The sequence below is a fragment of the Aliiglaciecola sp. genome (genome assembly GCF_039982535.1).
Taxonomy (GTDB): domain Bacteria; phylum Pseudomonadota; class Gammaproteobacteria; order Enterobacterales; family Alteromonadaceae; genus Aliiglaciecola.
In genome coordinates this window covers 226,588-238,941 of record NZ_JBDWYG010000033.1, presented here as the reverse complement: position 1 = coordinate 238,941, position 12,354 = coordinate 226,588, and the positions used below count along the sequence as shown (strand labels likewise).

11 protein-coding genes are annotated in these 12,354 nt (G+C 40.9%); 1 reads left to right on the top strand and 10 read right to left on the bottom strand.

The window, feature by feature from the left end:
• Positions 1-29: 29 nt before the first annotated feature.
• From ABJV04_RS08250 to ABJV04_RS08215, 8 genes are all read right to left on the bottom strand, one after another.
• On the bottom strand, positions 30-338 hold the full coding sequence (locus tag ABJV04_RS08250) for a hypothetical protein (RefSeq protein ID WP_348491009.1): 309 nt from the start codon (positions 336-338) through the stop codon (positions 30-32).
• Positions 335-766 (bottom strand): flagellar export chaperone FliS, encoded by a 432-nt coding sequence (gene fliS / locus ABJV04_RS08245; protein WP_348491007.1) that lies wholly within the window; start codon positions 764-766, stop codon positions 335-337. Before fliS ends, ABJV04_RS08250 begins: the two co-directional genes overlap by 4 nt.
• A 13-nt stretch (positions 767-779) precedes the next feature.
• Complete coding sequence (gene fliD / locus ABJV04_RS08240) at positions 780-2,240, bottom strand: flagellar filament capping protein FliD (protein ID WP_348491005.1); 1,461 nt, start codon at positions 2,238-2,240, stop codon at positions 780-782.
• A gap of 22 nt (positions 2,241-2,262) precedes the next feature.
• The gene (locus tag ABJV04_RS08235) at positions 2,263-2,688 is read right to left on the bottom strand and encodes a flagellar protein FlaG (protein ID WP_348491004.1); all 426 of its coding nucleotides are present in this window, start codon (positions 2,686-2,688) and stop codon (positions 2,263-2,265) included.
• Positions 2,689-2,778: 90 nt separating this feature from the next.
• Entirely contained in the window at positions 2,779-3,603 is an 825-nt protein-coding gene (locus tag ABJV04_RS08230) for a flagellin (RefSeq protein ID WP_348491003.1), read from the bottom strand.
• Between the two features lie 867 nt (positions 3,604-4,470).
• The gene (locus ABJV04_RS08225; RefSeq protein WP_348491001.1) at positions 4,471-5,298 is read right to left on the bottom strand and encodes a flagellin; all 828 of its coding nucleotides are present in this window, start codon (positions 5,296-5,298) and stop codon (positions 4,471-4,473) included.
• 495 nt (positions 5,299-5,793) lie between these two features.
• The gene (locus ABJV04_RS08220; protein ID WP_348490999.1) at positions 5,794-6,636 is read right to left on the bottom strand and encodes a flagellin; all 843 of its coding nucleotides are present in this window, start codon (positions 6,634-6,636) and stop codon (positions 5,794-5,796) included.
• Positions 6,637-7,000: 364 nt separating this feature from the next.
• A complete protein-coding gene (locus ABJV04_RS08215; RefSeq protein WP_348490997.1) occupies positions 7,001-7,825 on the bottom strand; it encodes a flagellin in 825 nt (274 codons plus the stop codon).
• A gap of 258 nt (positions 7,826-8,083) precedes the next feature.
• Between ABJV04_RS08215 and ABJV04_RS08210 the strand changes: the two genes are divergently transcribed.
• The gene (locus tag ABJV04_RS08210; RefSeq protein WP_348490995.1) at positions 8,084-9,013 is read left to right on the top strand and encodes a hypothetical protein; all 930 of its coding nucleotides are present in this window, start codon (positions 8,084-8,086) and stop codon (positions 9,011-9,013) included.
• A 7-nt stretch (positions 9,014-9,020) separates the two neighbouring features.
• On the opposite strand, the gene flgL is transcribed toward ABJV04_RS08210, so the two are convergent.
• Together flgL and flgK are read right to left on the bottom strand one after the other, a co-directional pair.
• A complete protein-coding gene (flgL, locus tag ABJV04_RS08205; protein ID WP_348490994.1) occupies positions 9,021-10,247 on the bottom strand; it encodes a flagellar hook-associated protein FlgL in 1,227 nt (408 codons plus the stop codon).
• 8 nt (positions 10,248-10,255) lie between these two features.
• The gene (flgK, locus tag ABJV04_RS08200; protein WP_348490992.1) at positions 10,256-12,352 is read right to left on the bottom strand and encodes a flagellar hook-associated protein FlgK; all 2,097 of its coding nucleotides are present in this window, start codon (positions 12,350-12,352) and stop codon (positions 10,256-10,258) included.
• Positions 12,353-12,354: the final 2 nt, after the last annotated feature.

Genomic DNA, 12,354 nt, shown 5'->3' with positions numbered 1-12,354 from the left:
CACTTATGACGATGAGGACTAGGGATAGATTATTTATATTTATCGACTATTTTTTTGCCTCGAATTAACCCTGTTAGCTGCTTTAAAGAATCTGCGAGCTGGGCCTCGATGATAGTTGAAAGTCTTTGATTAACTTCCAATTCACTAGTAGAAAACAATTTTTCAGTATTTTTATCAAGTGACTTAATATGCTCTGTCACTATCTCATCACGTTGGCTAATAAGTTGCCGCAGCAACTTATCATCGAGTTCGTCACTGCTTAATACTGTTTCGAGTTGCTTATTAACATTATCAAGATTGTCAGGAGTGTATTGATGACTAAGATTTAATTTATTCACACGACAGCAGAACGTTTTTGCCTTTGCGCTTCATAAGCTTCTTGTTTTGCATCTTCAGGAATACTCGCCCAAGCATTTTTAATTGGTAGCATTAGGTTAATCACTTCATCCATTATGTTCAAGTCATTCTGAATATTCGCATCTGTGACACGTTGAATCATATAATCATATAAATTAAATAAATTTTGACTCACTTCACTACCAATATCTAAATCTAAGGTATCTCTTAAGTTCATTAAGATTGCTGAAACTCTAGACAGGTGATCTGACTTACCTTCAAAGTCTTTGCGCTCTATACACCCTTTACCGTAAGCCATGCGATCCAACGCACCTTGCATTAACATTAAGGTAATTTTGTGGGGATCGGCGGATGCCACGTCTTGTTTCAAATTGCCTTTTTTGTAGGCATTAATACCTTTAAGTGCCATAATTTACTGCTCCTTATACCTGCCCAAGTGATGCCATTAATGCATTACCAGTTTGATTCAATTGGGTAACGGTCTGGTCTAGATTTAAATATTTTGCTCGTAAAATCTCTTCGAAACTCAACATACGAAGTTCAAATTGTTCCCGCTCGTCAGAGAGTTGATCCTTTTCATCTTTTATAGAGCTCTCTCGTGTGGCTAACAATCCACTGAAGGTGGTATATTCTTTAGTATAATCATACAAACGGGCCGCAATTCCTTCATCTTCATCGGTGAACAATGCAGCTATATCGTCAAAATTATCTTCCAGGGCTTCTGCGAGTCGGTCTTCACCACTTCCCAAACCAAACTCATCATAATCGGAAATTTCTAACTCACCATCAGAGTTAAGTTCAACACCTATGGCAAATAACCCACCAAGGGCGGAAGAACTAACACTAGAACCTATGATACTCGATAGCCCAGAGGTGATACTACGTGCCATAAAGTCTCCGGCTAAAGCGCCATCATCTTCAAGCTCAGAGGTACCATATTTGGTAAGTGTCTCAATCTCTTTGGCCAACGCATTAAAGTTATCGACAAAGTCTCTGATTTTTTTATCTAAACCTTCAGTGTCGTAACCGATTTGTAGAGTAGAGGTTTGAAATTCCCCCAAAGAGTCTTTTGAAGAAACCGCAGATGCCTCAAAAGAAACACTCGATATGGTATTTTCAAATTCGTTGGTGGATGACTCAACAGCGATACCATCAATGGTGGCTTTTGCATTTTGCGCACTCACAATTGGGTCTAAATAAGAAACCGATTCTGTTGAATCTGTGGTTGACACACGGTTTAGGTCAGCCAAGTCATCATTATTAACAATGATTAAATCGTTCCCCTCACCCGTAGTGGTTGAGCTGAAAACAAGCTTAGCACCGCCATCGGCAGTACCTGTATCGATGATACTGGCGTTTACACCAAAGTTATCATCGGAGCTATTAATGGCATTCGCCAATTGTTGTAAGGTTTGACCTGCAGAAACATTAATATTGAAACTATCGCCAGTGCTGTCAATCTTAAACGTTAAACTACCGCTACCCGATGACAAAACAGAATCAGTACTTTCATTAAATCCGCCATCCACAGCATCAGCCGTTTCTAACCTGCTACCGCTGGCTAACTGAGTAACGGCAATCTGATATTCGCCTTTGACAGCACTATTAGCTGCTTCAGCAGTAAAAGGCTCAATTGATTCGTCAGGATTAGTAATAGCAGGCTCACGCCCTTGGAGTTGGTTGTCATTACGCAATTCATCAACGGTGTCCAGAAAATCACTCATTTTAGATTTTAACTGGCCAATACCAGAAATCTCTGCATCAAGTGACTCTTCTTTTTCGTCCAAGCGAGCCTGTTTCGGCTCCCTTTCAGCTGCAATTAATTGGGTGACTAAATCATCTAAAGCCAACCCTGAGCCTACACCTAATGATTGGATTGTCATGACGAACCTCTTTAATAAAAATTTAAGCTTGCTTGTTAAACAATACTCCTACTGCGCTGCCTACGTCAGATTGGAGATCTTTGATTTTCTCAGATAAAGCAAGAACCTCTTCAGTGGGTATTTGTCTTATTACTTCCCCTGACTCTGAATCTGTTACTTTAACAACTTGCCTTTCACTCTTTTCATCAACAGAAAACGATAGTTGACGATTAGAAGTCTGCAGAAAATCACTGATTTCGCTAACCGCACTTTCAATGTTTATAGAATCTTCATTGATTAATACGTTGTTATCGGCCTGTCTCTGATTTTCTTGATCATTTTGCGCAGACTCTGCCACCGACTTTTGTTCATTTCTGAGCTGACTTTGTTCAGATTCGTTTACAGAAACCGGCGTTGTTAATTCTTGCTGTGCAAAATTCTGGCCATACTGTGAAAAATTAACATCCATCTTTCACCTCCACTTCAAAGCAATTTGCCACTAACCATATAAGTATAGTGGCATTATCATTGATAGACTAACCTTTAAAAGCTAATCAAATTATCCTAACAAAGACAACGCCGATTGAGGTCGTTGATTTGCTTGGCTAAGTACAGACAAAGATGCCTGTTGAACAATTTGATTTCGAGTTAGTTCAGCTGTTTCAGTTGCAAAGTCGGTGTCACGAATACGTGAACGAGCACCAGCAATATTTTCTGAAATGTTACTCAGGTTACGAATAGTTGATTGGAAGCGGTTTTGCAATGCACCCAAATCAGCTCTGACCGCACCAACAGTAGAGATAGCATTGTCAATTGAAGTCAAGGCTCCAGATGCACCACTAATAGTAGCAACTGATAATGAACCTATGTTCAAACCTGATGAACCGTACCCGCCAGAGCGAGATAAGTTAATTGAAATAGTTTGGCCACCATTGGCACCTACTAGAAACGCTGCAGAAAATGATCCTTTAAGGATATCTACACCGGCGAATTGTGAATCGGTAGAAATACGTGAAATTTCCGTTTTCAACGCTGATACTTCTTTTTGCAGTGCTAAACGGTCAGCAGATGTATTGATACCATTTTGCGATTGTACTGCTAAGGTACGGATACGTTGCAAAGAAGATGTTACCTCACCTAAGGCTCCTTCAGCCGTTTGTGCTAACGAAATAGCATCGTTGGCATTACGAACTGCTTGGTTAAGACCTTCTACTTGAGTTGTAAGACGGTCTGAGATTTGTAAACCGGCCGCATCATCTGCTGCTCGGTTAATACGAAAGCCTGACGACAATCTTTCAAATGATGTGCTAAGTGCCTGTCCTGAATCAAACAACTGACGCTGAGCATTCAAAGACGACACATTGGTGTTTACATATAAACCCATATTTACCTCCTGAGAACTACCTATTAACTGATAAGGTAATTCGCCTCAAATTTGACCTCCAAGAAATATTCCTTGAAAGCCACCTCTCTTTTATTGAGAATCGGCACCTCTACCCATTCTCAACTTAAAATTCTTTAAAAAGAATTTCCCTCAACTAATGTTATCGACCACACCTTGAAGATCTTTAGTTTTTTTATTATTTTTTTATAATTTATAAGTCATTGATAAATAACACCTTTAAAACCAAGTCGAAAAATAATGAATATTTATTTTAAAAAGATAAGTGAATAGCAGGAGATAAAGAGGTGTTCAGGCTGGTTTTATATAGAGAGCCGAATGTTTATTATTCAACGCCCATTTACATGGTTTGAACTAAATATTGCCCATTGAGTCAGAGTCACCTCAAGGAACAAACGCTAAATGCGATTTACTTAACGTAGGTGATCGCCAACTGAGTAATATTACTTTGTTGTTATTTACATGTGTTTGATACTTTGAATATTTCAAATTTAGACTTGAGCGAGTTTTGGCACAGCGATTGCTAAGTAATCAGGTATAAACGTGAGACAAATTAGAAAAGCCATTTTTTTGGCAATAAGAATAAAAAAAGGCCAGATCAAATGACCTGGCCAACTTGCTCACGTTAGGAGTACGAGCAAATACTGTTTCTGTCCGGCTGGCAGGGTTAGAGAATGAATACTGGCCTCTCAACCAAACTTCTACACTCTCAGTCCTGTTAGTCGGCTTTTTATTTAGGTGGTGCCGACACCACCGCCATCCTTGGCCTATCTAGACACATTTCCAATGTGCCTCTGGGTTGGCCTCTCATTTCCTACCCTCAGAAATTTAGTTCTTTGTTTTCTAATATTACCCTAGTAACTGCAACGCTGCCTGGGGCCTTTGATTGGCTTGAGATAACACCGTCAAATTGGCCTGCTGTAAAATTTGAGCGCGGGTAAGACTTGCCGTTTCTGTGGCAAAATCTGTATCTCTAATACGGGATCTTGCCGCTGATACGTTCTCAGATATATTACTTAAATTACGAATTGTCGATTGGAAGCGATTTTGTATTGCCCCTAAATCAGCCCGTTTAGCATCAATAATCGAAATCGCTTGGCTTACTCTGGTTAACGCCGCTGACGCCTGAGCTTCAGATGCCACCGAAATATTGTAACCAGCGAATAAGCCTGAAGTGCCGAACCCACCGGAGCGAGAAATATTGACACTGATAGTTTGGCCAGCGTTAGCGCCAACTAGAAACTTAGCTGAATAAAAACCATCCAATAAATTTACCCCACCAAACTGACTATAGCTGGCAATACGGCTTATTTCGGTTTTTAATGCTGACACTTCTTTTTGCAAGGCTAAGCGATCCGCTGAATTATTGATGCCATTTTGCGATTGCACTGCCAAGACTCTAATCCGTTGCAACGCGACTGTGGTTTCGGCTAATGCCCCTTCAGCAGTTTGCGCCAGGGATATGCCATCATTTGCATTTCTGACAGCCATGTCCAAACCTAAAATTTGTGTGGTTAGACGATTAGATATTTGCAGACCTGCCGCATCGTCTTTTGCGCTATTAATACGGAAACCTGACGATAAACGCTCAAAAGCGGTACTCAAATCGTTGTTAGTGGTAATTAATTGCCGCTTGGCATTAATTGAAGAAATATTTGTATTCACAAATAAAGTCATTATCCACACTCCTAAACTTTAATTAACCTATTGTTTATTAGAAGTTTTACTTTAAAAAAGTGTCGATAACTCAGCGTAATATAACTTTGGCACACAAAATGCTAAAATCATACTGTCAGTCATTACCATGGCTGACAGTTTTGCCAAGCAATTAAGGTTGACAAAACTGTATAAAAGCAAGAGCGAAAGCTCTGGTCGACGGGCGGGATTGATGGCCTATACCTCAATACTTCCTCACTACCTCCTGGCATCTTTTCTGCCCAGTCGACTGCCCATTAAAAAAGCCTAAGGCTATATAATGGAGTGAGAATTCGCCCGCGCCTTTATACAGCGTGAGTTATCTAGTTGTTTTAGTAAAACGTATCTTCTTCGGTCGGTTGCAGCCTGCCCCCACAATTTGCAATCCGACCGTTTTCTTTTTTCTAATCAATCTTCAATGTTGCAGCCTGCCCCTGTTGCTTGCTCAGCATCATATTTCATGATTTTACTCTCTTATTATTGCAACAGTTGCAATGCAGCTTGTGGACGTTGATTCGCTTGTCCCAACACTGTAATACTGGCTTGTTGAATTATCTGCCAGCGGGTTAGTTCAGCGGTTTCAGCCGCAAAGTCTGTATCGCGGATACGAGATCTCGCTGCTGAAACATTTTCTGAAATGTTGCTTAAGTTTCTGATTGTAGATTGGAAACGATTTTGTATAGCACCTAAATCGGCACGTTTAGCATCAATAATAGAAATTGCACCTAAAACTGCAGCCATGGCTCGAGAAGCCTGTGCTTCAGTAGCAACTGAAATTAAGTTTGCTTCAATACTCTGAGAGCCAAACAAACCGGACGTACCGTATCCACCTGGTCTAGAAATATTGACACTGATAGTTTGGCCTGGGTTAGCACCGACTAAGAATGCTGAAGAATAATCGCCACCAAGAATATTGACACCACCAAACTGCGATGTTGCGGCAATACGACTGATTTCTTGTTTTAACGCATCAACTTCTTTTTGTAGCGCTAATCGGTCGGCAGAACCATTAATACCATTTTGAGATTGCACTGCTAGTACACGAATACGCTGCAATGCGGAAGTAGTTTCAGCCAAAGCACCTTCTGCGGTTTGCGCAAGAGAGATACCATCGTTGGCATTTCTTACAGCCATATTTAGGCCGAGAATTTGTGTGGTAAGACGATTGGAAATTTGTAGTCCAGCGGCATCATCTTTCGCGTTGTTTATGCGAAAACCAGAGGACAAGCGTTCAAACGCAGTACTTAGATTATTGTTCGACGTGAATAGCTGACGACTAGCATTCAACGACGACACATTAGTGTTGACGTATAAAGACATTTTTTTCTCCTAACGATTTAAGCAATCCGCCAAACCTATTATTATTATTAGTGGTTTTTGCGGTGATTCTAAGTGCGCTATTATTAGTTTTATTACGTCACTTATTTGGGCGTGTACTTATTATTTTTTTATTTTGTACATCACTCTTGAAATCTTTATCGAACAGGATCGAGAAATTCTTTAGACTATTTTCTAACTAAATATTAATTCCTATATTTTTCAAACGTTTAGGTTAAGAAAAAAGCCGACTAAATTAGCCGGCGAAGCGCTCTTACGTTAGGAGGGAAAGAGCGCACTCTCTACGTTTTGGGCCATTAAATACAGATTCACTACCTCCTGGCTTTAATTTCCCAATCGTATTCTATTAACCTAGAAGCTGAAGCGCTGACTGTGGACGCTGATTAGCCTGAGACAAAACAGTTAAACTGGCTTGTTGGATAATCTGGTTACGTGTCAATTCAGCTGTTTCAGTTGCGAAATCTGTATCACGAATACGTGAACGAGCGCCTGAAACGTTTTCAGAAATGTTACTTAAGTTTCTGATTGTAGATTGGAAACGGTTTTGCAGGGCACCTAAATCGGCACGTACAGCTCCAACAGTAGAAATTGCAGCAGTAATTTCTGTTAACGCGGCAGATGCAGAAGCAATGCTAGCAACTGAAGTTCCAGCAATACCTAGCCCTGAAGCTCCAAAACCACTGGTTCTAGACAAATTAACAGAGATAGTTTGGCCACCGTTAGCACCTACTAGGAATGCCGCTGAAAACGCGCCATTTAGGATGTCAACGCCAGCGAACTGTGAAGTAGTAGCAATACGTGAAATTTCAGTTTTAAGGGCTGAAACTTCTTTCTGAAGCGCTAAACGGTCAGCAGAGGTATTGATACCATTCTGTGATTGAACAGCTAGAGTACGGATACGTTGAAGTGAAGATGTTACTTCGCCTAACGCGCCTTCAGCGGTTTGCGCTAAAGAAATCGCATCATTTGCGTTTCGCACAGCTTGGTTAAGACCTTCAACCTGGGTGGTTAAACGGTCGGTGATTTGCAAACCAGCAGCATCATCCGCTGCACGGTTTATACGGAAACCAGAAGACAAACGCTCAAAAGACGTGCCTAAACGGTTAGATGAATCAAATAATTGACGTTGCGCATTCAAAGACGAAACGTTGGTGTTAACGTATAATCCCATGGGATATCTCCTACACTCTCAGTCCAGCGTTTCGCTGGCAACCGATAAAAATCGGTGGTTAAAAAACACATTCAAGAACATCAATCTTAGTCAAAACTAGATCGGTGTTACTGGCTCTCTCAGATAGGGTATCGACGGATTAAAAAATCCCTTTAACTAAATTTTGCCGTTTTTTATAAAAACGGCAAAAAATTTCCGCTTTGCAATATGTAATTATTTGAGATTCAATAGATTTTTCGACAAAAATAATTTTTAAAAATGATGATTAATTGGACTAATTCGATTTGGAAAACCTCGAAACACAGCGCATTTACTGATCTGTGTGCCTTTGCAGGCAAACTATTTGTTAGTTTTAGAGAAGCCTCTGATCATATGAGCAAGGATGGCGATATACGTATTGTCATTTGCGACTTAGATGGTAAAAAAATTAACAGCGTGAGTGTGAAAATGGCGAACTGTGATTTGCGAGATCCTAAATTAACCGTCATGCCCGATGGTAAATTACTGATGAACGCCTACGCTCGCTGTTACGATAAAAAAGGCAAATGGTTGCATAGCCGTTCACTATGTTGGTTTTCTCAAGATGGGTTAAGCTGGTCCTCGCATCATTGGTTTGCAGAAAAGAACTGGTGGCTTTGGCGCATTCGTTGGCAAGATGAACAAGCCTATGGGTTTGCCTACAAACGAGCTCAACAACAACTTAATCTGTATAAAGGCAACCCGTTACGCACTTTTGAGTGTTTTAAAACTGACGCACTTAGTTTAGCCAGTAATGGCCTCGGCTATCCTAATGAAAGTGATTTGTGTTTTAGCCAAAACGGTAATGCCTATGCAGTGGTTCGCAGAGATGCTGACACTTTCACTGCTCAATGGGGAGTTGCAAAACCACCTTACACAGCGTGGCAATGGTTTGATTTAAAACAGTACATTGGTGCGCCTGTGATTTTGCAAGTCGATGCAAATACGATTTTAATTTGTGGCAGAGCTTGGCTAGCTGGAAAATTCAAAACTGCACTTTGGAAAATTGACATAGAAACGAAAAAGTTAACACTACAAATTGTGTTACCTTCAGGTGGCGATTGCAGTTATGCAGGGATGATAAAAAGTGAGCAAGGAATATATATTAGTTATTACTCCAGTCACATTGATAACCAAAGCCACATATATTTAACCCATCTCGATCTGTAAAATAAATTTAGATGTAATCGAACAGGGTTAGCCCAGTTACTCTTGAAAAAGTAGCTTGGGCAGCTTGCAAAGCGGTTTCTTGTTTACTTAATTCAGATATTGCTTCGGCATAATCCACATCTTCAATATTTGCCCGAGCTGTTTTATTGGCTATTTCAAGATCCAAATTTGATTCGTAAACTGACTCGGCAACATTCAAACGGCCGCCCAAAGATGAGGTTGCATTGGCTAACGACTTAGAACCGTTATCTATACCAATCAATGCGTCGGCAATTGCCTCACTAAGTTCCTTATCACTTAAATCACCAGCATTAAGGGCCACATAAAAGTTATTTAACGTTTCAGCTATATTATTTTTTTCTGGCTTGTTTAATTCAAAATCAAAGGTATCCCCTACACTCCCTTCAACATTAAATTCAATACCGTTGAAAACGAAAGGTTCACCAGAGGTGAAATTGACCGTGCCAATGGTTTCTCCAGTACCTACATTATCAATCTGAACTTGGTTGCCAGCAATGATAGTCGCTTGAAACTGATTATTAGCTGGTGTGACTGCATCGTAATTATTTTCATGAAATTTGTCGAAGGCAGCCTGTTCAGTAATAACGGATGAAATTGATTCTAGTCCACTGTCTCCTGAAACCGTAAAATTGAGTCTAGCTAAAACATTTTCAAATACAGTCTTTCCAGAGCTGTTCGCTTGAATATTGAGTGCATCTGATACTTGGATTTGCTTCACACCATCATCACCAGAAAAAGTATATTTTTCGCCTGTTGCTGATGGATTATAGGTAAACGCTTCGGTTTGCGATTGATATCCAGCAAAAATATATTCGCCATTGGAGTTTTGCGTATTCATCAAACTGAATACTTCGTCTCGAATAGCGCCTATTTCAATTCCGATGGCTTCTAAGTCAGACTCGTCGTAAACACCATTGCCTGATTGAATCATTAATTGACGCGCTTTATCCAGTGCATCGTTAATATTGCTAAGAACAACCTCTTCTTGCTGCAATGAATTGGTCAGTAAATCATTATTACGCTTATATTGGGTAATTTTGTCTAAATCTTCTGTGAGCCTAACAACTTGTGCAGCCCCTACAGGATCATCCGATGGGCGCAACAACTTTTTCCCCGAAGAGAGTTGTTGTTGAACATCAGACAAGGTTCCCTGATTTTGCGTGATTGTATTAATACTGCGGTCATACAACTGATTTGTGGATATTCTAGCCATAGTACAATTTACCTTGTAGCACTATAAATGGTGTCAAATAATTCGCTTGCGGTAGTTAATATTCTAGCCGCCGCCGCATAGGTCTGTTGGAAGCGGATTAAATTTGCCGCTTCTTCATCTAAATTAACCCCAGAAACTGACTGAAACCAATCGCTGGACTGAGTCTGCATAGCTTGAGCTGCCTGCATGGATATATTTGCTGAGGCCGTCTTAGCCCCAATGTCACTAACAATATTGGCGTAGGACTCGTGGAATGTAATCAAATTTCCACCACCATTATTGTTTTGCTGCATGATATCCACATCTTGTAAGCCGGCTAACTTTAGACCATTACGGTTATCATCCACACCATCGGTATTGTATGCAATGGTAAACTGGTCACCAGCAACAGGCGTTCCTTGTAAACTAAAATCATAGCCGGGAAAATCGGCCAACGCTGAAAATGGCCAACCGGCATCACTTGCCGCTTGTTCCATTATATTATTGTAGTCAGTAACCCCAGAAACCACGACCAACGACACACCGGCTTCATCGAAAATTTCAAACTCGGATTCACTATTAAACACAAGACTCGCAGGGCTACCCGCAACAAAACCGCCACTGCCGTCAAAAGCAGATGCCATGGGATCGGTCAACGTACTATCAACAAAGGTATTGGTAATTGAGGATGCCGTTAACTGTGCATCCCCTAAATTATCCAAATTACTATCGACACGAAATGGTGAGGCTAAAGCAATATCCTCGGGGCGTGTCATGATAACTTCGATTGATTGTGCGGTGCTTTTAGTGGGTTGAAATAAATATCTATCCCCTACAGCATAACTGTCGCCATTGGGGATCTCTATTTCAAGACCACCCAGTACTTCGGTAAATGTACCCGCTTGTGCTTCGATACCCGTATAGGTTTGCGATAATGTATTTCCATCAATATCAGTCACATATGAACCATCTGGATTGACTAAGGTGACGCTAATATCAACAGTGTCTGGACTGCCTGGCGTTGTCCCAGTGATTTCCACTAGATAATCAGCCGCGGTAATTTTGCTCGCGCCATCTTCAGTCATTCTAGCGTTCATTGTTAACGATAGATCAGAGTTGGCCGAATAGTTTAGCCCTTGAAATTCAGGGGTAGAAAAGATATTACCGCCAAGTTGTTCATCATAGTCCATCCCCAAACGATTCTGCTGATTGATAGCGCTGGTTAAGGCCATTGAAATTTGTCCGAGTTCCCGCTGACCTTCAGCTAAAACCTCGTCCCGATAACGAAATAAACCGCCTAATTGACCACCTAAGTTTTGCTCGGGAAGTTTGAGCGTCGTGGGTTTTCCCGTACTGGCTAAATACAAATTTCGATAGTCTGGATCAGGATCACCGCTAAGTTGGAACAAATTAAACGAGCCATCTTCCAGCACTAAAGATTCACCAGAGGTGAGGTTTACCATCACTGAACCGTCACCGTTACCGTTATCTCGGGTTTCAATGGACATAATCTCGGCTAATTGCAAAATGGCGTTATCGCGCTGATTCTTGAGCACTCCAGGCTCATCAAATAAGTTGTTACCTTCGGCAATTCGGATATTTTTGTTAAGCTCTGCGATAGTTTCGATCAATTGATTAGCAGTATCAATGGAGGACTCTAACTCTAAATTAAGCTCTTTTTCTTTGTTGTCCATAAATTGCGACAAGGTACTGACCTGTCCCACAAGCGCATTGGCTTCACCTAACACTAACTGTCTGGCGGCCATATTGGTGGGCTCATCAGTGGCGGTCTGTAACGAACTGAAAAAACGACTCATACTGCTTGATACACTGTTTGCTTCACTAGCAAAAATATCATCTAACACACTTGAGCGTTGAAAATAAGTTTCAAACTCACTGGCCTGAGTGGTGTCTCGGCGCAGTTGGTTTTGCGCAAAGGTATCTAAAACCCGTTCGGTGGTGCCGCGGCCAACGCCACCAACTAATTGGCTTTCAAAAGTGGTTTGTTCTCTAACATAACCTTCGGAATTAACGTTGGCGATATTGTTACTGGTGGTGGCAAGCAATTGATTACTAGCTCTAACCCCACTGGTCGCGATAGTGTATAAATCGGCAGCTCTGATCATAT